This window comes from Pseudomonas farsensis (assembly GCF_014268805.2).
Lineage (GTDB): Bacteria > Pseudomonadota > Gammaproteobacteria > Pseudomonadales > Pseudomonadaceae > Aquipseudomonas > Aquipseudomonas farsensis.
Window position 1 is genome coordinate 999,537 of the sequence record NZ_JABWRF020000002.1, and the last position, 21,213, is coordinate 1,020,749.

The 21,213-nt window shown below is 62.8% G+C and carries 19 protein-coding genes; 12 read left to right on the forward strand and 7 right to left on the reverse strand.

All coding sequences use genetic code 11. The features are described from left to right. Window positions 1-71: 71 nt before the first annotated feature. From HU719_RS13805 to choX, 4 genes are all read right to left on the reverse strand, one after another. Window positions 72-545, reverse strand: coding sequence for a thioesterase family protein (locus HU719_RS13805; protein ID WP_186523324.1), 474 nt, complete (start codon window positions 543-545; stop codon window positions 72-74). Window positions 546-556: 11 nt separating this feature from the next. Further along, on the reverse strand, window positions 557-1,522 hold the full coding sequence (locus tag HU719_RS13810; RefSeq protein ID WP_186535652.1) for an L-carnitine dehydrogenase: 966 nt from the start codon (window positions 1,520-1,522) through the stop codon (window positions 557-559). 41 nt (window positions 1,523-1,563) lie between these two features. Continuing rightward, window positions 1,564-2,448, reverse strand: a complete 885-nt coding sequence (gene cdhC / locus HU719_RS13815) for a 3-dehydrocarnitine:acetyl-CoA trimethylamine transferase CdhC (protein ID WP_186523322.1) — start codon at window positions 2,446-2,448, stop codon at window positions 1,564-1,566. A 407-nt stretch (window positions 2,449-2,855) separates the two neighbouring features. Further along, window positions 2,856-3,800: a choline ABC transporter substrate-binding protein gene (gene choX, locus HU719_RS13820; protein ID WP_186523321.1), complete on the reverse strand. Its 945-nt coding sequence runs from the start codon at window positions 3,798-3,800 to the stop codon at window positions 2,856-2,858. A gap of 143 nt (window positions 3,801-3,943) precedes the next feature. Between choX and HU719_RS13825 the strand changes: the two genes are divergently transcribed. Continuing rightward, window positions 3,944-4,885 (forward strand): GlxA family transcriptional regulator, encoded by a 942-nt coding sequence (locus HU719_RS13825; protein WP_186535651.1) that lies wholly within the window; start codon window positions 3,944-3,946, stop codon window positions 4,883-4,885. Window positions 4,886-4,909: 24 nt separating this feature from the next. Here the strand turns inward: HU719_RS13825 and HU719_RS13830 are convergent, their stop codons facing one another. Then, entirely contained in the window at window positions 4,910-5,338 is a 429-nt protein-coding gene (locus HU719_RS13830; protein WP_186535649.1) for a lysozyme inhibitor LprI family protein, read from the reverse strand. A gap of 191 nt (window positions 5,339-5,529) precedes the next feature. On the opposite strand from HU719_RS13830, the gene HU719_RS13835 reads away from it, so the two are divergent. From HU719_RS13835 to HU719_RS23605, 8 genes are all read left to right on the forward strand, one after another. Next, window positions 5,530-6,021, forward strand: coding sequence for a hypothetical protein (locus tag HU719_RS13835; RefSeq protein ID WP_186535647.1), 492 nt, complete (start codon window positions 5,530-5,532; stop codon window positions 6,019-6,021). 177 nt (window positions 6,022-6,198) lie between these two features. Next, window positions 6,199-7,176: a dipeptidase gene (locus tag HU719_RS13840; RefSeq protein WP_186535645.1), complete on the forward strand. Its 978-nt coding sequence runs from the start codon at window positions 6,199-6,201 to the stop codon at window positions 7,174-7,176. A 78-nt stretch (window positions 7,177-7,254) separates the two neighbouring features. Beyond that, entirely contained in the window at window positions 7,255-7,785 is a 531-nt protein-coding gene (locus HU719_RS13845; RefSeq protein ID WP_186523308.1) for a DUF5943 domain-containing protein, read from the forward strand. A 15-nt stretch (window positions 7,786-7,800) separates the two neighbouring features. Then, entirely contained in the window at window positions 7,801-9,861 is a 2,061-nt protein-coding gene (gene dgcA / locus HU719_RS13850) for a dimethylglycine demethylation protein DgcA (protein WP_186523306.1), read from the forward strand. Window positions 9,862-10,066: 205 nt separating this feature from the next. Then, window positions 10,067-12,019 (forward strand): dimethylglycine demethylation protein DgcB, encoded by a 1,953-nt coding sequence (gene dgcB / locus HU719_RS13855; protein ID WP_186537422.1) that lies wholly within the window; start codon window positions 10,067-10,069, stop codon window positions 12,017-12,019. Further along, window positions 12,019-13,251 carry an electron transfer flavoprotein subunit alpha gene (etfA, locus tag HU719_RS13860; RefSeq protein ID WP_186523424.1) on the forward strand — a complete coding sequence of 411 codons (1,233 nt, stop codon included), beginning with the start codon at window positions 12,019-12,021 and terminating at the stop codon, window positions 13,249-13,251. Before dgcB ends, etfA begins: the two co-directional genes overlap by 1 nt. Window positions 13,252-13,261: 10 nt before the next feature. Next, entirely contained in the window at window positions 13,262-14,032 is a 771-nt protein-coding gene (etfB, locus tag HU719_RS13865) for an electron transfer flavoprotein subunit beta (RefSeq protein ID WP_186537421.1), read from the forward strand. A 920-nt stretch (window positions 14,033-14,952) separates the two neighbouring features. Continuing rightward, the gene (locus HU719_RS23605; protein ID WP_225917231.1) at window positions 14,953-15,729 is read left to right on the forward strand and encodes an RHS repeat-associated core domain-containing protein; all 777 of its coding nucleotides are present in this window, start codon (window positions 14,953-14,955) and stop codon (window positions 15,727-15,729) included. Window positions 15,730-15,732: 3 nt separating this feature from the next. Here HU719_RS23605 and gbca read toward each other — a convergent pair whose 3' ends face one another. Continuing rightward, window positions 15,733-17,025: a glycine betaine monooxygenase oxygenase subunit gene (gene gbca / locus HU719_RS13875; RefSeq protein ID WP_186523435.1), complete on the reverse strand. Its 1,293-nt coding sequence runs from the start codon at window positions 17,023-17,025 to the stop codon at window positions 15,733-15,735. 297 nt (window positions 17,026-17,322) lie between these two features. On the opposite strand from gbca, the gene gbcB reads away from it, so the two are divergent. Continuing rightward, window positions 17,323-18,423, forward strand: a complete 1,101-nt coding sequence (gene gbcB, locus HU719_RS13880; protein WP_186523439.1) for a glycine betaine monooxygenase reductase subunit — start codon at window positions 17,323-17,325, stop codon at window positions 18,421-18,423. A 318-nt stretch (window positions 18,424-18,741) separates the two neighbouring features. Here the strand turns inward: gbcB and HU719_RS13885 are convergent, their stop codons facing one another. Next, complete coding sequence (locus HU719_RS13885; RefSeq protein WP_186537491.1) at window positions 18,742-20,367, reverse strand: methyl-accepting chemotaxis protein; 1,626 nt, start codon at window positions 20,365-20,367, stop codon at window positions 18,742-18,744. A 276-nt stretch (window positions 20,368-20,643) separates the two neighbouring features. On the opposite strand from HU719_RS13885, the gene HU719_RS13890 reads away from it, so the two are divergent. Together HU719_RS13890 and HU719_RS13895 are read left to right on the forward strand one after the other, a co-directional pair. Next, a complete protein-coding gene (locus HU719_RS13890) occupies window positions 20,644-20,874 on the forward strand; it encodes a hypothetical protein (protein ID WP_186537492.1) in 231 nt (76 codons plus the stop codon). Next, entirely contained in the window at window positions 20,871-21,173 is a 303-nt protein-coding gene (locus HU719_RS13895; protein WP_186523601.1) for a cell division protein ZapA, read from the forward strand. Before HU719_RS13890 ends, HU719_RS13895 begins: the two co-directional genes overlap by 4 nt. Window positions 21,174-21,213: the final 40 nt, after the last annotated feature.

Sequence of the window (21,213 nt, forward strand, 5' to 3'; positions counted from 1 at the left end):
CAGTGGATGTTGCTCGCTCTTGGCCCCGGATGCTCACGGCATCCGGGGTTATTTTTTGTCCGCTTTTGCGCTCAGGCAGCCGCTAACCGGAGGGTTCTGCCGACGTATTCACCCGCCGGCAGATCCTGCTGCCCACGTTGCAGATCCTCTAGCAACTCGACGCTTCGGCTGCCGAACGGCGCAGATTTTGGCCCCGCCAGGTCCACATGCAGCAACATCTGCTCGCTGGCGGCCAGCGCCTGGTCAAACCCCTCGCGGTGCAGGCTGTGGTAGAGGTGCAGGCGCTTCTTGTCGAAGCCGATGATCTGCGTCTGCACCCACACGTCGGTATCAAGCTTCACCTCATGCAAATAGTTGATATGCGCCTCCAAGGTAAACAGCGAATGCCCGCTTTGCCCGCGGGCGTCGGCGTCCAGGCCGATGCGCTCCATCAGCGCATCGGTGGCATAGCTGAAAATCAGCAGGTAATAGGCGTCGCGCAGGTGGCCGTTGTAGTCGACCCAATCCTGTTGGACCTGCGTGCGGTAGGTGATCAGTGCTGGCATCGCCGCCTCCTTTATTCGCCGAAGCTCATGCCGTGCCGGGCCTTGCTCTCGCTCACTGCCTGCAATACCGCCAGCAGGGTGTCGTCGCGGTAGCGCTCAAGTGCGGCGATGCTGCGCTCGCCCAGTTGCTGCGAGGTGCCATCGACCACGGCGTCGATCAGTTGCTCGGTAAGGGCAGGGGCTGGCAGGTAGGTCCAGGGGAGCTGCAGGGCCGGGCCGAACTGAGCCATGAAGTGGCGCATGCCGGCATCGCCTCCGGCCAGGGTGTAGGTGAGGAAGGTGCCCATGAACGACCAGCGCAGCCCGGCGCCGAAGCGGATTGCATCGTCGATTTCGCCGGTGCTGGCCACGCCATCGTTGACCAGGTGCAAGGCCTCGCGCCACAGCGCTTCGAGCAGGCGGTCGGCGATGAACCCCGGGACTTCCTTGCGCACATGCAGCGGCCGCATACCGAGCGCGGTGTAGATGGTTTTGGCTGTTTCGATGGCCTCGGCGCTGGTGTGCTGGCCGCCGACGACTTCCACCAGCGGCAGCAGGTACACCGGGTTGAACGGGTGGCCAACCACGCAGCGTTCAGGGTGGCTGGCCGAGGCATAGAACTCGCTGGGCAGCAGGCCTGACGTGCTGGAGGCGATGATCGCGTCGGGCTTGGCGGCGGCGCTGATCCTGGCGTGCAGGTCGAGCTTGAGGTCAAGGCGCTCGGGCGCGCTTTCCTGGATAAAGTCGGCATCGCCTACGCAGGCCTCAACGGTATCGACGAAGCGCAGCCGGCCCTGGCTGGCACCTGGCGTCAGGCCTTGCTTCTCAAGGGCCGGCCAGGCATTGGCGACGCGCTGGCGCAGCGCGGCTTCGGCGCCGGGCGCCGGGTCCCAGGCGATCACGTCAAGGCCGTGGGCCAGGGCGCGGGCCACCCAGCCGCTGCCAATAACGCCGCTACCGAGGGCGGCGAAGGTTCGAATGGTGCTGATCAAAGGCATGTCGGGTTCTCGCTTGGGGCTGAAGGTGATGGGCAAAAGGCTCAGCGGCGCTTGAGGTTCATTTTTTCGCGGCCTTCGGCCGGGGTCAGCACGCGGGCGCCGAGGCGGCTGATGATTTCCACTGCGCGCTCCACCAACTGGCCATTGCTGGCGAGTACGCCGCGGTCCAGGTACAGGTTGTCTTCAAGGCCCACCCGCACGTTGCCGCCCAGCAGCACCGCCTGGGCGGCCATGGGCATCTGCATGCGGCCGATGCCGAAACCGGCCCAGGTGGCGTTGGCGGGCAGGTTGTCGACCATGGCTTTCATGGTGGTGGTGTCCGCCGGCGCGCCCCAGGGGATGCCCAGGCACAGCTGGAACAGCGGGTCGTGCAGCAGCCCTTCCTTGATCATCTGGCGGGCAAACCACAGGTGCCCGGTGTCGAAGATTTCAAGCTCGGCTTTTACCCCCAGTTCGGTGATGCGCTTGGCCCCGGCGCGCAGTTGCGCCGGCGTGGACACGTAGATCGCGTTGCCGTCGCCGAAATTGAGCGTGCCGCAGTCCAGGGTGCAGATATCCGGCAGCAGCGCCTCGACGTGGGCCAGGCGCTCCAGTGGGCCAATCAGGTCGGTGCCTGGGCCAAACGCCATGGGGTTCTCGCCGGGGCCGATTTCCAGGTCGCCGCCCATGCCGGCGGTGAGGTTGACGATGATGTCCACATCGGCCTCGCGGATGCGCTCCATGACCTCGCGGTACAACGCCACGTCACGGCTGAAGCGGCCGGTTTGCGGGTCGCGGACGTGGCAATGAACCACGGTGGCGCCGGCCTTGGCGGCCTCGACGGCGGCGGCGGCGATCTGTTGCGGGGTGACCGGGACCAGGTGGCTCTTGGCGACCGTGTCGCCGGCGCCGGTGAGGGCGCAGGTGATGATGACGTCTTGGTTCATGGCGTGTTCCTTGGGTGTCGGTGGTGGCCTTTTCGCGGGGCAAGCCCGCTCCCACGTCGGTTATGTGCAACCCTGCACCGGCCTCATCGCAGGCCATCGCAGGCTATCGCCAGCTCCCACAGAGGCGGTGCTCAACCGCAATATTGCTGGTGGGACCCAATCCTGTGAGAAACGATAGAGAGCTGTGGCGAGCGGGCTTGTCCCGCGTTGGGCTGCGCAGCAGCCCTGAAACCCCAGGGGCTGCTGCGCAGCCCAACGCGGGCAAGCCCGCTCGCCACAAGGAGATATGCCTGGCGAAAACAGAGTTGTACAAAACCATAGAATCTCCCATGGCACCTGGGGATGGCCTCAACATTGCGACGGTGCGCGATCTCTGTGGGAGCGGGCTTGCCCCGCGAAAGGTTTTGTCAGTTGGCGGTGAGCTTGAGGTTTGCGGCGGCGGGCTTGCCGTCGAAGGTGGTCACCCCTTCGAGCCAGCGGGCCTTGTCCTGGGGGTGGTCCTTGAGCCACTGGCGCGCCGATTCCAGGGCATCCTTGTGGTCGAGCAGCGGTTGCATCATGCGGCTCTCGTCTTCGGCGCTGAATGTCAGGTTGCTCAGCAGGCGCTGGGCGTTTGGGCAGCGCTGGGCGTAGTCGGGCGCGGTGACGGTCCACACCGTGGCGCGGCCCTCGTCAGGCCCAAGGGCATCCTGGCTGTCGCCCAGGTAAGCCATGTCGATGTTCACGTTCATCGGGTGCGGCGCCCAGCCGAAGAACACCACCGCCTGCTTGCGGCGCACGGCGCGGTCCACGGCGGCGAGCATGCCGGCCTCGCTGGACTCGACCAACTGGAACTTGCCCAGCCCGAACTGGTTCTTGGCAATCATGGCCTTGATCTGCGTGTTGGCCCCCGAGCCAGGCTCGATGCCGTAGATCTTGCCGCCGAGTTCTTTTTCGAACTTGTGAATGTCGGCAAAGGTTTTCAGGCCCTTGTCGGCCAGGTACTTGGGCACCGCAAGCGTGGCGCGGGCATCCTCCAGGCTGGGCTTGTCGAGCACCTTGACCTGGCCTGCGCTGACGAACGGGGTGATGGTCTGGGTCATGATCGGGTTCCAGTAGCCGAGGAACATGTCCAGGCGCTTGTCGCGAATGCCGGCGAAGATGATCTGCTGTGACGCAGTGGTCTGCTTGGTCTGGTAGCCCAGGCCGTCCAGCAGCACTTGGGCCATGGCGCTGGTGGCCATGACATCGGTCCAGTTGACCACGCCCAGGCGCACGTCCTTGCAAGTGGCGGGTTCTGCGGCAAACAGCGGAGCGGCAACGAAGCTGCTCAGCGCGAGGGGCAAGAGGCTGCGGCGGATCAAGCGATGCATGGTGGCTCTCCATCGGCAGTACGGATTGTTATGAAAGGCGGCCTCTGCGGACCGTAGGAATACGCTACGCTGGCCCCCATCGGGCCAAGCGCACGCTGGCGACCGGAACTAGCACCCAGGCGACCAGATTGCTGGAGTCATCGATGCCGCAGACGATTGCGTTTTTCCTGATGCCGGGCTTTTCCGCCATGGGGTTCATTTCGGCGCTGGAGCCGCTGAGGGTAGCCAATCGGTTTGGCGGGCCGCTGTACCGCTGGCAGGTGCTGAGCCTGGACGGCGCAGCGGTGCAGGCCAGCAATGGCATGTCGGTCAACGCCGATGCCGCTTTGGCGCAGGCGGAGCCGGCGAGCATCGTGCTGGTGGTGGCGGGGTTCGAGCCCTTGGCACAGGCCACGGCGAAGCTGTTCGCGGCATTGCGCCGGCTGGACCATTCGGGCGTGATGCTGGGCGGCATCGATACCGGCGCGATGGTGCTGGCCGAGGCCGGCCTGCTCGATGGCTATCGGGCGACGCTGCACTGGGAGGCGCTTGAAGCCTTCAAAGAGCGCTACCCAAGGCTTGTGGCGACACAAGAGCTGTTCGAGATCGACCGCAGGCGCATTACCTGCGCAGGTGGTACCGCGTCGATCGACCTGATGCTGCACCTGATCGGCCAGGCCCACGGCAGTGAGCTTGCGGTGAAGGTGTCCGAACAGTTCGTGCTCGGCCGCATTCGCCAGCGCCAGGACCACCAACGCCTGCAGATCGGCGCACGGTATGGCATCAGCAACAAGAAGCTGATCCATGCCATTGGTGAAATGGAGAAACACCTCGAGCCGCCACTGAGCACGCTGGAGCTGGCCGCGGCCATCAAAGTCACGCGGCGCCAGCTTGAGCGCTTGTTCCGCGCCTACCTGAACGAAACACCGAGCAACTTCTATGTGGCGTTGCGGCTGGACAAGGCGCGCCAGTTATTGGCCCAGACCGACATGAGTGTCACCGAGGTCAGCCTGGCGTGCGGCTTTGAACTGCCGTCGTATTTCACCCGGCGCTACAAACTGCGCTTTGGCAATTGCCCCCGCGAAGAACGGCGGCAGAACCGTTAGCCTTGAGCCTGCGGCGCTGCCTGATCAGTCTTCTGCTGGCAGTTCATCGCTATTTTGCGACCACAGGTTGCGCAGGTAATCCGAGCGCTCGTCGCTGCGTTGCGCCATGCAGGTGTTCCAGGCGGTCTGGTACGCCTGGCTGGCGTCTTTCTCGGCGTAGGTCTCGACCTTGCAGTCGGCATCGCGCAGCTGTGCCCACAGCTTCCTGGCGGCGTCCATGCGCCCCACCAGGGCCGTAGCCTTGACGTTATCGTCGGCATATTGGTCGCGGATGCGCTGTACCAGATCGTCATAGGCTGCCTGCAACTCACGCTCGGCAGTTTTCTTGTTGTAAGCGGCGCACGCATAACCTTGCTGGTCGGTTTCGACGTTGTCGCAGGGCGTGCTGTCTTCTTCGGCGGCGTGGGCGCCGCATGCGACGGCCAGCAGAACCAGCCATGCCATTGATTTCATCGGTCATCTCCTGAAACGGGCACACAAGTGGCCGACGGCGATTCTCGCTCACAGAGGCGGGGACGAACAGTGAATAAACCGCAAAATTGCGCGGTTCGATGGGGCGGCTGCAACTGGCAGATTTGCCAGTTTCGGGGCTTCGCGTCGGCCTTTAGGGTAAGAGCGGCATTCACTCTTTCAAGGAGACTCCAATGTCGGTCAAACGATACGGCAGGTTAGGGCGTGGGCTGCTGGTGACAGGCTTTTCGATGCTTGCGGGTTGCTCCAGTAGCACTACCGATGGTTCAAAAAACACACCAGTGCAAGGCGGTTTTCAAGGTCTTACCGTAATACTGTTTGAGCATACGGACATGAAGGGCGAGTCATGCACGGTTTACGTGCCTGCGGAGCAGTCTGTTTCGGTCGATGCAGCCTGTGGTGCAGGGTGGAGCCGCCGAGTTTCTTCTGCACGCGTACCTGCGTTCAATCAATGGCAAATGCTGTTTTTCCGAGGCAGCCATTGGAGAGACGAGGTAATGTACGCAAGTAACACCTTCAACGGAAAGCTGGATATCCCCAGCCTCACCACCCCGCCCAGCCCGCCACCGGACGACATGTTCATCGGTGGTGATGCCGACTTGAATGAGAACGTGCGCACACTCCATATGCAGCCCTATCTGGACCGTCGACCCATCACCCGCTAGCCGCCCTGCAGGCCTTCTGGTGGAGGGCCTGCATTTCACCCCGCGCGCCCCTTTGACGCTTTCGGCAAGCCCCCTGTCGTTTTTGCATCGGGTCGTCTGCGAGCACAGGCATATGCTGGCCCCAAAGCGCCGACACACGATTCGGTGCAGCCCAACTCTATAAAAGGGGACAGCCTGATGAGCCCAGCCGAACTTCACGCCGACAGCATCGTCATCGACGGCCTGATCATTGCCAAGTGGAACCGCGAGCTGTTCGAAGACATGCGCAAAGGCGGGCTGACGGCTGCCAACTGCACGGTGTCGGTGTGGGAGGGCTTCAAGGCCACGGTTGACCAGATCGCAGCCAGCCAGAAACTGATCCGCGAAAACAGCGACCTGGTGATGCCGGTGCGCACCACCGCTGACATTCGCAAGGCCAAGGAACTGGGCAAGACCGGCATCCTCTTCGGCTTCCAGAACGCCCATGCCTTCGAAGACCAGATTGGCTACGTAGACGTGTTCAAGCAGCTGGGCGTGGGCATCGTGCAGATGTGCTACAACACCCAGAACCTGGTCGGCACTGGCTGCTACGAGCGTGATGGCGGCCTGTCGGGCTTTGGGCGCGAGATCGTCGCCGAAATGAACCGTGTCGGCATCATGTGCGACCTGTCCCACGTCGGTTCGAAAACCAGCGAAGAAGTCATCCTCGAATCGAAAAAACCGGTGTGCTACTCGCACTGCCTGCCGTCGGGGCTCAAGGAGCACCCGCGCAACAAGTCCGATGAAGAACTCAAGTTCATTGCCGACCACGGCGGTTTCGTCGGCGTGACCATGTTCGCGCCGTTCCTGGCCAAGGGCATTGAATCGACCATCGACGACTACGCCGAAGCCATCGAGTACACCATGAATATCGTCGGTGAAGACGCCATCGGTATCGGCACCGACTTCACCCAGGGCCATGGCCAGGAGTTCTTCGAATACCTGACCCACGACAAGGGCTACGCCCGCCGCCTGACCAACTTCGGCAAGATCATCAACCCGCTGGGCATTCGCACCGTCGGGGAATTCCCCAACCTCACCGAAACCTTGCTCAAACGCGGCCATTCCGAACGTGTGGTGCGCAAGATCATGGGTGAGAACTGGGTCAACGTCCTCAAGGATGTGTGGGGCGAATAAGCCGCACTCCAAGCCTGCAAGCCCCTGCCAGCAACGCCGGGGCATCCCAATACAAAAATTTTCTGGAGTTGAGTTTCCATGGCCAAGATCGCCCCGCAATTGCCAATCGAAGTCGACAGCGAAACCGGTGTCTGGACCAGCGACGCCTTGCCCATGCTGTACGTGCCACGCCATTTCTTCGTCAATAACCACATGGGTATCGAAGAAGTGCTGGGCGCCGAGGCCTATGCCGAGATTCTCTACAAGGCCGGTTACAAATCAGCCTGGCACTGGTGTGAAAAAGAAGCCGAATGCCATGGCCTGGAAGGCGTGGCGGTGTTCGAGCACTACATGAAGCGCCTGAGCCAGCGTGGTTGGGGGCTGTTCGAGATCGAAGCCATCGACCTGGACAAGGGCACCTGCAGCGTGCGCCTGAAGCACTCGGCGTTCGTGTATGTGTATGGCAAGGTCGGGCGCAAGGTCGACTACATGTTCACTGGCTGGTTTGCCGGTGCCATGGACCAGATTCTCGCTGCCCGCGGCAGCTCGATCCGCACCGTGGCCGAACAGGTCTACGGCGGGTCGGAAGAAGGCCACGAAGATGGCCTGTTCGTTACAAAGCCGTTGTAAGCCGGAGAGAGCGTCATGGCATTCGAAGCAATGTTCCAGCCGATCCAGATCGGCAAACTGACCATCCGCAACCGTGTGCTCAGCACCGCGCACGCGGAGGTCTACGCCACTGACGGCGGTATGACCACCGACCGCTACGTGAAGTATTACGAAGAGAAGGCCAAGGGCGGCATAGGCCTGGCCATCTGCGGCGGCTCGTCTGTGGTTGCTATCGATAGCCCGCAGGAATGGTGGGCCTCGGTCAACCTGTCGACCGACCGCATCATTCCGCATTTCCAGAACCTGGCTGATGCCATGCACAAGCATGGCGCCAAGATCATGATCCAGATTACCCACATGGGCCGTCGCTCGCGCTGGGACGGCTTCAACTGGCCGACGCTGATGTCGCCGTCGGGTATCCGTGAACCGGTGCACCGCGCTACCTGCAAGACCATCGAGGTGGAAGAGATCTGGCGCGTCATCGGCAACTACGCGCAGGCTGCCCGCCGCGCCAAGGAAGGTGGCCTGGACGGCGTGGAGCTGTCAGCTGTGCACCAGCACATGATCGACCAGTTCTGGAGCCCACGGGTCAACAAACGTACCGACGAATGGGGCGGCAGCTTCGAAGGGCGCATGAAGTTCGGCCTGGAAGTGCTCAAGGCGGTACGTGCCGAGGTGGGCGACGACTTCTGCGTGGGCATGCGCCTGTGCGGTGACGAGTTCCACCCCGATGGCCTCAGCCACGAAGACATGAAGCAGATCGCGGCCTACTACGATGGCACCGGCATGCTGGATTTCATCGGCGTGGTCGGCTCGGGTTGCGACACCCACAACACCCTGGCCAACGTCATCCCCAACATGAGCTACCCGCCGGAGCCGTTCCTGCACCTGGCGGCGGGCATCAAGGAAGTGGTCAAGGTCCCGGTGCTGCACGCGCAGAACATCAAGGACCCCAACCAGGCCACGCGCATTCTGGAAGGCGGCTACGTCGACATGGTCGGCATGACCCGTGCGCACATGGCCGACCCGCACCTGATCGCCAAGATCAAGATGGGCCAGATCGACCAGATCAAGCAGTGTGTCGGTGCCAACTATTGCATCGACCGCCAGTACCAAGGGCTGGATGTGCTGTGCATCCAGAACGCTGCCACCTCCCGTGAATACATGGGCGTGCCGCACATCATCGAGAAGACCACCGGCGTGAAACGCAAGGTGGTAGTGGTTGGCGCCGGCCCTGCGGGCATGGAAGCCGCCCGCGTGGCGGCCGAGCGTGGCCACGATGTGACCCTGTTCGAGAAGAAAGACCAGATTGGCGGGCAGATCACCATTGCTGCCAAGGCGCCGCAGCGCGACCAGATCGCCGGTATCACCCGCTGGTATCAGCTGGAGCTGGCGCGCCTCAAGGTCGACCTGCGCCTGGGCACCGCTGCCGATGTCGCGACTATCCAGGACCTGCGCCCGGATGTGATCGTGCTGGCCGTGGGTGGGCACCCGTTCGTCGAACAGAATGAGCACTGGGGCGCCGCCGAAGGGCTGGTGGTCAGCAGCTGGGATGTACTCGACGGCAAGGTTGCGCCGGGCAAGAACGTACTGGTGTACGACACCATCTGCGAATTCACCGGCATGTCTACGGCGGACTTCATTGCCGACAAGGGCAGCCAGGTGGAAATCGTCACCGACGATATCAAGCCGGGCGTCGCCATGGGCGGCACCACCTTCCCGACCTACTACCGCAGCATGTACCCCAAAGAAGTGATCATGACCGGCGACATGATGCTGGAAAAGGTCTACCGCGAGGGCGACAAGCTGGTGGCGGTGCTGGAGAACGAATACACCGGCGCCAAAGAGGAGCGAGTGGTCGACCAGGTGGTCATCGAAAACGGTGTGCGCCCGGACGAGCAGCTGTATTACGCGCTCAAGGATGGCTCGCGCAACAAAGGCCAGATCGACGTGGAGGCGCTGTTTGCCATCAAGCCACAGCCGATCCTCAGCCAGCCGGGCGAGGGCTACCTGCTGTATCGCATCGGCGACTGCGTGGCCCAGCGCAACGTGCATGCGGCGATCTACGACGCCTTGCGGCTGTGCAAGGATTTCTGATCGCACCGCCTTTGTAGAGGCGGGACTGGCCCCCTGTAGGAGCGGCCTTGTGTCGCGAAAGGGCGGCGCAGCGGCCCCAGCATTCTCAGGCCTGACAAAATGCTGGGGCCGCTGCGCTGCCCTTTCGCGACACAAGGCCGCTCCTACAGGGCTCCACGCTGGCCTTTGGGCCGGCGCAAGAATCTAGCTGTTGTGGGAGCCTCCCATGTTGAACACCCTTCTACCCATCCTGCTGTTCACCGCCCTCGCGCTGGCGGTGCTCGGCGCCCTGCGCCGGGTGCGCATGTGGCGGCGGGGCCGGCCGAGCCCGGTCAACCTGCTGGCCGGCTTGCTGGCCATGCCGCGTCGCTACCTGGTGGACCTGCACCATGTGGTCGAGCGCGACAAGTACATGTCCAAGACCCACGTCGCCACGGCCGGCGGGTTTGTGTTGTCGGCGGTGCTGGCGGTGCTGGTGCATGGTTTTGGCCTGCACAACCAGATCCTCGGCTACGCCCTGCTGGTGGCAACCGTCATCATGTTCAGCGGCGCGCTGTTCGTCTTCAAACGCCGGCTGAACCCGCCATCGCGCCTGTCCAAAGGCCCGTGGATGCGCCTGCCGAAAAGCCTGCTGATGTTTGCCGCGAGCTTCTTCATTGCGACGTTGCCGGTGGCCGGCATCCTGCCCGAAGGCACCGGCGGCTGGGTGCTGGTCGCGCTGCTGGGGGTTGGCGTGCTGTGGGGTGTGTCCGAGCTGTTCTTCGGCATGACCTGGGGCGGGCCGATGAAGCACGCCTTCGCCGGCGCCCTGCACCTGGCCTGGCACCGCCGCGCCGAACGCTTCGGCGGCGGCCGCTCCACCGGCCTCAAGCCATTGGACCTCGAAGACCGCAGCGCGCCGCTGGGCGTGGAAAAACCGGCTGACTTCACCTGGAACCAACTGCTTGGCTTCGACGCCTGCGTGCAGTGCGGCAAGTGCGAAGCGATGTGCCCGGCGTTTGCTGCTGGCCAGCCGCTTAACCCGAAAAAACTCATCCAGGACATGGTCATTGGCCTGGCCGGTGGCACCGACGCCAACTTTGCCGGCAGCCCGTACCCGGGCAAACCGCTGGGCGAGCATGGCGGCCACCCGCATCAGCCGATCGTCAACGGCCTGGTCGATGCCGAAACCCTGTGGTCGTGCACCACTTGCCGCGCCTGCGTTGAAGAGTGCCCGATGATGATCGAGCACGTTGACGCCATCGTCGACATGCGCCGCCACCTGACCCTGGAGAAAGGCGCCACCCCGAACAAAGGCGCCGAGGTACTCGACAACCTGATCGCCACCGACAACCCAGGCGGCTTCGCTCCGGGCGGGCGGATGAACTGGGCGGCGGACCTCAGCCTCAAGCTGATGGCCGATGTGAAAACCACCGAAGTGCTGTTCTGGGTCGGCGACGGCGCCTTCGACATGCGCAACCAACGCACCCTGCGCGCGTTCGTCAAAGTGCTTAAAGCGTCGGGCGTGGACTTTGCCGTGCTGGGCCTCGAAGAGCGCGACAGCGGCGATGTGGCGCGGCGCCTGGGTGATGAGGCGACCTTCCAGCAACTGGCCAGGCGCAACATCCAGACGCTGGCCCAGTACCGCTTCCAACGTATCGTCACCTGCGACCCGCACAGCTTCCATGTGCTGAAGAACGAATACGGCGCCTTGGGTGGCGAGTACCAGGTGCAGCACCACAGCACCTACATCGCTGAACTGATTGCAGCAGGCAAGCTCAACCTTGGCCAGCACAAGGGCGGCAGCGTCACCTATCACGACCCCTGCTACCTGGGCCGCTACAACGGTGAGTACGAAGCCCCGCGTGAAGTGCTCAGGGCATTGGGTATCGAAGTGCGGGAAATGGAACGTTCCGGCTTCCGGTCCCGTTGCTGCGGCGGCGGCGGCGGTGCGCCGATCACCGACATTCCCGGCAAGCAGCGTATTCCCGACATGCGCATGGACGACATCCGCGAAACCGCGGCAGAGCTTGTGGCCGTGGGTTGCCCGCAGTGCACCGCGATGCTCGAAGGCGTGGTCGAACCGCGCCCACAGATCAAGGACCTTGCGGAGCTTGTGGCCGATGTGCTGATCGAACAAGACGCCCCGGCCCCGGCAACGTCCCCTGCTGCCAAACGTGAACCTGCGGAGGTGCATTGATGAGCGACATCATCCGCCGCGACCCACGCGCCGAGTGGATCGCCCGTAACCGCCTGCACCCGCTGCATGCGGCCATGCAGACGCAACAAACCAGCTGGATGGGCCCCAATGGGCTGCTGCGCAAGAACCCCCATGCGCTGGCTGCAGGGTTTATCGGCCCTGCGGGGATCAAGCGTATCGACCGCAGCGGGGCCCAGCAGGGCACCGGTGTTGGCGGCCGGCGCGCGGCGGCTGCCGAGGTGCAGCTGCCGCTGCACCAGGTGGCAGAGCCTGCGTTCTACATCGCCGTGGTGCCGGACATGGTCGGTGGCCGCCTCGGCAGCCACGACCGCGACCTGCTGGGCCTGGCCCACAGCCTGGCCGGCAGCGACGGCGCGGTACTGGCCATCGTGTTTGGCGAGCACAAGGAAAGCAACTTTTCCACAGCCGGGGTCGACCGCTTGCTGGTCGTCGAGGGCGAGGCGTTTGAAGGCTATGCACCTGAGCAGTTGGTGCAAGGCTTGCGGGCTGTGGATAACCAGTTTGCACCGCGCCACTGGTTGCTGCCCGACAGCCGTACCGGCGGTGGCGAACTGGGCCGGCGTTTTGCTGCGGCCTTGGGCGAGCGCCCGGCGACGCGAGTCTGGCAGGTCAAGGACGGCCAGTGCATCGGCCGCGCCGGCGCTGGCCAGCAGGATGTCCAGCGCGCCGTGCCACGGTTGATTCTGGCAGCTGCCGAATGCGCAGAGCCGGTCAGCGAAACCCGCCATGAAGCGCTGCCGGTGGAGTTGTCCACAGGCGTGGCGCGCAGCCTGTCGCGCATCGAGGACCTCGGTTCCGTTGCGGTCGACCCTGCGGCCATCGCCATGGCCGAGGCTGAGTTCATCGTCTCGGGCGGCAACGGCGTCAAGGATTGGGACCTTTACCACCAGGCCACGGCAGCACTTGGCGCTACCGAAGGTGCGTCGCGGGTGGCGGTGGACGACGGCTTCATGCCGCGCAACCGCCAGGTCGGTGCCACCGGCACCTGGGTCACGGCGCGGGTCTACATGGCGGTGGGTATCTCTGGAGCGATCCAGCATTTGCAGGGTATCGGTGCCTGCGACAAGGTAGTGGCGGTGAACATGGACCCTGGCTGCGACATGATCAAACGGGCTGACCTGTCGGTGATTGGCGACAGCTCGGCGATTCTCAAGGCGCTGATCGAGGCTGTGGAAAACTTCCGCAGCGGCGCTCAGCGCGACGCGGCATAAGGGCACGAGCATGAGTACGAAAGTCATCAGCCTGGTCTCGATCGGTGCCCACCCAAGCTCTGGCCGCGCCCGGCGCGCCGAGCAGGATGCACGCGCCGTGGAGTTGGGTTTGCAGCTGGCTGGGGATAACTTGCAGGTGGTGCATGCCGGTGACCCCCGTGAAGAGGCGCTGCGCGCCTACCTAGGCATGGGCCTGGAACACCTGGATGTGCTGGAACAGCCTGCTGGCGCCGACGTGCTCGGGGTACTGGGCGACTATCTGCGCCAGGCTGGCGCCCAGTTGGTGCTGACCGGCAGCCAGGCCGAAACCGGTGAAGGGTCGGGTATGTTGCCGTTTTTGCTGGCCGAAAAACTCGGTTGGCCGCTGGTGGTGGGCCTGGCTGAGGTGGAGTCGATCGAAAACGGCACCGCTCAGGTGCTGCAAGCGTTGCCGCGCGGCCAGCGGCGCCGGCTGAAGGTGCGCTTGCCGCTGTTGGCGACTGTGGATAACGCAGCGCCCAAGCCGCGTCAAAGCGCGTTTGGCCCGGCGCGCCGTGGCGTATTGGCTGAACATCAAGTGGCAGTGGTAGAAGACCCTGTGCTGGGCGATGACGCCCTGCAACCTGCGCGACCACGGCCCAAGCGGCTCAAGGTGATCAAGGCCAAGAGCGGCGCGGACCGCATGAAGGCGGCGACGGCCAAGGCCAGTGGCGGCGGCGGCAAGGTGCTCAAGGATGTGTCGCCTCAGGAAGGCGCCGAGGCGATTCTGAAGTTGCTGGTGGAGGAGGGGGTTTTGCGCTGAGCAAGGCCGCTCTGATAGAGCAGCTGCTAGCTAACTGACTTATATGCAAACGTGGGAGATTCCATGGTTTTGTGCAAGCTTGTGATGGCCTCATCGCAGGCTGTCGCCAGCTCCCACAGAGACCGCGCACAGCCACAATATCGAGGGCTGCCCCAGACTCCCGTGGGAGCTGGCGCCATCCTGCGATGAGGCCTGGAGACGCCTGCCTAGAACTACGCCCCAAAACGGGTCGTGGGAGCGGGCTTGCCCCGCGATGAATGGCACCGCGTTGCACCCGCAGCAGGTTGCCCACCGAATCTGTTCGCCAAACTGTGGGTAAAATGTTTGTGCTTTGCTGCAGCCCTTTGAAATCAAGGCCTGCACAGGATTGTTCAAATATTGATCAGCCCCTCATCGACAGGATCTTACCTATTTTCCGATAGTTGCCCACATTCATTGTTGGCTGCCCTGTGGATAATATGTTCGCCTATCTCTACAGCCCAGTGATATCAAGGCCTACAAAGATTTGATCAAAAAACGATCATATGGCCCTTGTTGGCGACCTGATCGCTTGAAATCATGGGGATAGTTCGCTTATCCACAGCGTTTATGGCGTGAGCGTGGTTATTGCCCACAAACGCTGTTGGTCTCTCTGTGGAGAAGGTGTGCGGCAATGGCTGCAGCCCTTTCACCACGTAGCCTTGAGCGGATTGGTCTTTTTTTGATCAACCCCTTCAAAATCTACCTTGAGGGTAACTCTGCCAGTTGTGCACAAAGTCTGTGCTCCTGGTTGTGGATAAAGTGTTGGTGATCCTCGCTAGCCCTCAGGAAACGTGGCTTTGCGCCGTTTGATCAATTATTGAGCACCTGACATATTTGTCAGTATCTCGGCGTCATGTTCCTTGTTAGGGTGATCTGCAAACATCCAGGGCTAACCATGCATGGCCACCTACCTGTTTGACATCGATCAGCAGCAGTCCTTGCTGCACGGCCCTCCCGACATCGCGCGGGCGTATCCCCCTTACGGTGCACTCAACGACGCACAGGGGCCAAGGTTGGCGTTTTGCGGCCAGCACCGAGACGCGTTTACGGGCTACTACCTTTTGGGCAATGGTCACCGCTGCTACAACCCGATCCTGATGCGTTTTGCGAGCCCTGACACCCTCAGCCCTTTTGGAAGAGGGGGCAAAAACGCCTACGCCTACTGCGAAGGCGACCCTATCAACAGAAGCGACCCTTCTGGGCGTTCGGCGGAGGATCACCTACTGCCGGCCATGGCTATTCTGGCCAACGCCCTGGGGCTGTTCGTCAGCGGGCTGCGATTACGGTCTTTGCACAAACAGCGGGTGGTCTCGCGCAGGGGAGTGGACAGTGCTGCCCCGCTGGCATCCCCAGAACGCTCGGATTGGATGATCTCTGGCATAAGCGCGGCCAGCTCCGCAGCAGGCCTGGTCGTCGGCGTGATCCGAACCGCTGAACCGAATACGGATTGGCAGATCTGGGGGCTGGCTGCGCTGACCGCTGTGTCAATTGGCACGACGGCCTACGAAGCATGGACCATGGCGGCGATGAGACCGTGGCAGCCCGCTGTTGAGTTAATCGGTATGGAGCTGCTGGGGTCGAACCCGCAGGTGTACCGCCCGCGCACCAGCGTGCTTTCGGGCGGGCCAGCCGTGCAGAACAGACGCCCTAGCGCGGCTTCCATCCGCTTAACGTAAGGCCTACTGCGCCTGCACTTCCTTCAGATACGCCGCAGGTTCCGCCCCAAGGTTCTCCAGCACCCGCTGGCTGTACCAGTCGATGAAGTTCACCACGCCGAATTCGTAGGTCTTGGAATACGGCCCAGGCTGATAGGCGGTGGAGTTGATCCCGCGCTGGTTTTCTTCGGCCAGGCGGCGGTCCTGGTCGTTGGTGGCGTCCCACACCTTGCGCATGTGCTCAGGGTTGTAGTCCACGCCTTCAACGGCGTCCTTGTGCACCAGCCACTTGGTGGTGACCATGGTTTCCTGGGCGCTGATCGGCCACACGGTGAACACGATCATGTGGTCGCCCATGCAGTGGTTCCACGAGTGCGGCAAGTGCAGGATGCGCATCGAGCCCAGGTCCGGGTTCTTGATACGGCCCATCAGCTTCTGGCAGGCCTGCTTGCCGTCCATGGTCATCGACACGGTGCCCTTGAGCAGCGGCATGCGCACGATACGGTTGCGCAGGCCGTGGCTCTTGTGCAGGTACGGGATTTTCTCGGCTTCCCAGGCGGCGGCGGAAGCTGCGACGTGGTCCTTGAAGTCCTGGCTGGCGCGCGGATCGTTGGTGTCGTCCCATTCCAGCAGGGTTTGCAGCAGTTCTGGGTGCGAACCCGAGCAGTGGTAGCACTCGCGGTTGTTTTCCAGCACCAGCTTCCAGTTGGCCTTTTCCATCAAGGTGGTGTGCACCGCCACCTTGGTGTTTTCCATGTCGTACGGTTCCATGTAGTGCTCAAGCGTTGCCAGGAACTCGTCGATGGCTGGCGGGTTTTCTGCCAGGCTGATGAAGATATAGCCACCGGCAACCTTCACGTGCACAGGCTTGAGGCCGTACTCCTTCATGTCGAAGTCGGCGCCCATTTCGGTGCCTGCAAACAACAGGCGGCCGTCCAGCTCGTAGGTCCACTGGTGGTAGTGGCAGACCAGCTTGGCCACCTTGCCCTTGTCGCTGACGCACAGGCGCGAGCCGCGGTGGCGGCAGACGTTGTGGAAGGCATGCACCTTGCCCTCGGCACCGCGCACCACCAGGATCGGGTTCTTGCCGATCTGCAGGGTGATGTAGTTGCCCTTGGCCGGGATCTCGCAAGTCATGCCGGCGATCAGCCACTCCTTCTGGAAGATCTCCTGCATGTCGATCTGGAACAGACGTTCGTCGGTGTAGAACGGTTGCGGCAGCGAGTAGGTGCGCTCGCGGGTCTGCAGCATCTCGGCGGTCGCCTTGCGTGCAGGTTCCAGTGGATCGCCCAGGCTCAGGGTTGCGGTGACGTCCATCGTGTATTCCTCGGGGCCGTGTGCGGCCGGCAAAAGGTGGCTAATCGTTGTTGTGGTGCCGCAAGGCTGTTGGTTGAAAAAACAGCTCGTTGTTTTGCCGTGGAGTGTGCGTTCGAACCTGTTGCGAACCATGCCCATGGGCGACATGGCCGAATCGAATTCCGACTCGCCAGCCCTTGTCGTGTGGGGCTGGTCGCGATAAGTACGCCGATGTCGCGGATGGGAATGTACGGCGCCGGTGGAGTGAGCATTATCGCAGCCATAAGAAAGGCCGATCGTCGGCTGCTGGAGATGAACATGTCCGAAACTTTCCTCAACCCGGTCACCACCCAGACCTGGGCCAATGGCCGCCATATCGTGCGCTGCGTCAAGGTCATCCAGGAGACCTGGGATGTGCGCACGTTCTGCTTCATGGCCGACCAGCCGATCATGTTCTTCTTCAAGCCCGGGCAGTTCGTCACCCTGGAGCTTGAAATCGAAGGCAAGCCGGTGATGCGCTCGTACACCATCTCCAGTTCGCCGTCGGTGCCCTACAGCTTCTCGATCACTGTGAAGCGGGTGCCGGGGGGGCTGGTGTCGAACTTCCTCCACGACACCATGCACGAGGGCGCCGAGCTGCCAGTGCACGGCCCGGTGGGGTTGTTCAATGCCATCGATTTCCCGGCCGGCAAGGTGCTGTACCTGTCGGGCGGCGTGGGGATTACCCCGGTGATGTCGATGTCGCGCTGGTTCTACGACACCAACGCCAATGTGGACATGGTGTTCGTGCACAGCGCCCGCTCACCGAAGGACATCATCTACCACCGCGAGCTGGAGCAGATGGCCTCGCGCATTCCCAACTTCAGCCTGCACATCATTTGCGAGAAGCACGGGCTGGGCGAGCCGTGGGCCGGCTACCGCGGTTACCTGAACCAGCGGCTGATGGAGTTGATCGCCCCGGACTTCATGGAGCGCACGGTGTTCTGCTGCGGCCCGACGCCTTACATGAGTGCGGTCAAGCGCATGCTCGAAGCTGTCGGTTTCGACATGAAGAACTACCACGAGGAGTCGTTCGGCGCGACGCCGCCAGAGGCCAAGGCCGATGCGGTGGAGCATGCCGAGGCGGCGGCGGATGCGCCAGAAGTCGACCTGGCCGACCTCAACCTGGTGGAGTTCGTCGGCAGCGACAAGAGCATCCGCATCGCCCCGGGCGAGACGGTGCATGCGGCTGCGGCGAAAGTTGGCTTGATGATCCCCAAAGCCTGCGGCATGGGTATTTGCGGCACCTGCAAGGTGCTCAAGCTGGGCGGCGAGGTGGACATGGAGCACAACGGCGGCATCACCGAAGATGATGAAGCAGAGGGTTACATCCTGTCGTGCTGCAGTGTGCCGAAAGGTGATGTGCGCATCGATTATTGATCCGGGATCGCACGGGGCTGCTGCGCAGCCCATCCCCATATCGATGCCGTCTACGCGGTCAGTGTAGGAGCGGCCTTGTGTCGCGAAAGGGCTGCGAAGCAGCCCCAGGATCTGAGCAACCACCAGAATCGCTGGGGCTGCTTCGCAGCCCTTTCGCGACACAAGGCCGCTCCTACACCATCAAAAGCGACTTGCCCGAAACCATAGAATCTCCCCCAGGGACCGCGTCCAACCACACTATCGAGGCCTGATCTGGATCCCTGTAGGAGCTGGCGATAGCCTGCGAAAGGGCCGCAGGGCGGCCCCGCTTTTTAGCGATCAGGTACGAAAACGCGCCACCAGCCCGTTCAAATCCACCGCCAGACGCGACAGCTCGGCACTCGCCGCGCTGGTTTGATGCGCGCCGGTGGCGCTCTGCACCGACAGGTCGTTGATGTTCACCAGGTTGCGGTCCACTTCACGGGCGACCTGCGCCTGCTCCTCGGCAGCACTGGCGATCACCAGGTTACGCTCGTTGATCTGCGCCACCGCAGCGGCGATGGTGTCCAGCGCCAGGCCTGCGCCCTTGGCGATATTCAGCGTCGACTCGGCGCGCTCGGTGCTGGTGCGCATCGAGTCCACCGCCTGGCCAGTCCCGCTCTGGATGCTGCCAATCATCCGCTCGATCTCGCTGGTGGACTGCTGGGTGCGGTGCGCCAAGGCCCGTACTTCATCGGCAACCACGGCAAACCCACGGCCAGCTTCACCGGCGCGCGCGGCTTCGATGGCGGCGTTGAGGGCCAGCAGGTTGGTCTGGTCGGCCAAACCGCGAATCACATCGAGCACCTTGCCGATGTCATGCGACTGCTCAGCCAGGTGGGTAATCAGCGTGCCGGTGGCCTGCACGTCGCCGCTCATGCGCTCGATGGCGTTGACGGTTTCCATGACCAGGTCACGGCCGTCGCCGGCCGAACGGCTGGCGTCGCTGGAGGCCTCCGAGGTGCTCACCGCATTGCGTGCCACTTCTTCGACCGCGCTGGTCATTTCGGTCACGGCAGTGGCCGCTTGCTGGATTTCGTTGTTCTGCTGCTGCAGGCCACGGGCGCTTTCGTCGGTGACGCTGTTCAGTTCTTCAGCGGCCGAGGCCAGCTGGTTGGCAGAGCCGGAAATCAGCTGCAAGGTGTCGCGCAGCTTGTCCTGCATCTTGGCCATGGCCTGCAACAGGCGGGCGGCCTCGTCGGTGCCCTCTGGGTGCAGGTTGTGGGTCAGGTCGCCTTCGGCGATCTGCTCGGCTGCACGCAGCGCCTCATCGATGGGTTTGACGATGCTGCGGGTCAGCAGCCAGGCGAACAGGAACGTCAGCACGGTGGCAGCAACCAACAGCGCGATCACTAGGCTGAAGGCGCTGGAATACTGGCTGGCGGCTTCGGCGTTGGTGGCGCGGGACTGGTCGGTGTTGCACTGCAACAGCGTGTCCATGGCTTTGTTGATCTGCTCGGAGTTGTCCATCAACTCGCGGTTGAGCAGCTCGCGCAGCTCATCGACACGGTCAGCCTGGCTCAAGGTGCGCATACGCGCTTCGAGTTGGCGGTACTGGCCGAGCAGTTTGCTGTATTCATCGAAGGCGGCCTGCTCGTCGCGGGCGGCGATCAGCGGCTCGTAGGCGCGGCGGGCCTTGTCGATCTGCGCGTTGCGCTCATCGAGCAGGCGCATGGTGTCCTGCTGCACGGCAGGCTCGCGGTTGGTCAGCAGGCGGTACGACAGGGTGCGCAGGCGCAGGTTGAGTGCGGTCAGTTCGTTCAGGGTCTTGATGCTGGGGATGTTGACCTGTTCGATGGTCACGCCGGCTTGGCGGATGTTGCCCATCTGGACCAGCGAGAAAATACCCAGGCCGATCATCAGCAGGCCGATGACCGCGAAGCCCAGCAGCGCGCGCGGGGCGATATTCATGTTGCGTAATGACATGGAAGGCAGTTCCAGATGGGGAAGGAGGCCGCAATCCTTGCGCGCGAAGTGAACCTGCCTGCGTATCGGTCGTGACCGGTCAGTCTTGAGCACGGTTTGATGAAATTTCCTGGTCAGCTGGCAGGTAAACGGACCGGCGGTTGTGCCGAATCGGAACAAGATGACCGAACTCAGGTCAATCGCCGCAGGTTAAAACCTTATGAATCCGATATTTAATGGCGGGGGCGCAGGTTTTTCCTTATCGTGTGCGCCCCTTGCAACAACCGAGACAAAGCCATGCTGGAAACATCTCTGAACCAACTCGAGCAACTGGTCACTGACCTGCTGCAAAAAAACGCACAATTGACCGAGCAGAACGTAACCCTCGGCCAGGAACTGGCTCAAGCCAAGGAAGAGAACGAAACGCTGCAGTTGTCGCTGATGGAGCAGGAAGAGAAGCACGGTGCCACTGCTGCCCGTATTCAGGCCCTGGTCGAGCGCGCTAGCGCTGGTACCGTCGGCGCATGAAGCTGCACGCACAGCCAGTCAATGTCGTGTCCATTCTGGGCAATGACTATTCGCTGAAGGCGCCCGAAGGCCAGGAAGAAACCCTGGCGCAGGCGGTGCGCATGCTTAATGTCACGCTGGCCGAGACCAAGCGCAGCTACCCGACCCTGATCGGCGACAAGCTGCTGGTGCTGGCGGCGTTGAACCTGTGTTCGAAGCAGATCGAGCTGCAGCGCGAGCACGCGCAGACCCTCGAACGTACCCAGGCGCAGATCGACGCCACGGTCGATGCCATCAGCCGGAGCATCGGCGAGCAATAGCTCCAGTGCTGCGCAGGCTTGTTCATGCCTCATCGCAGGC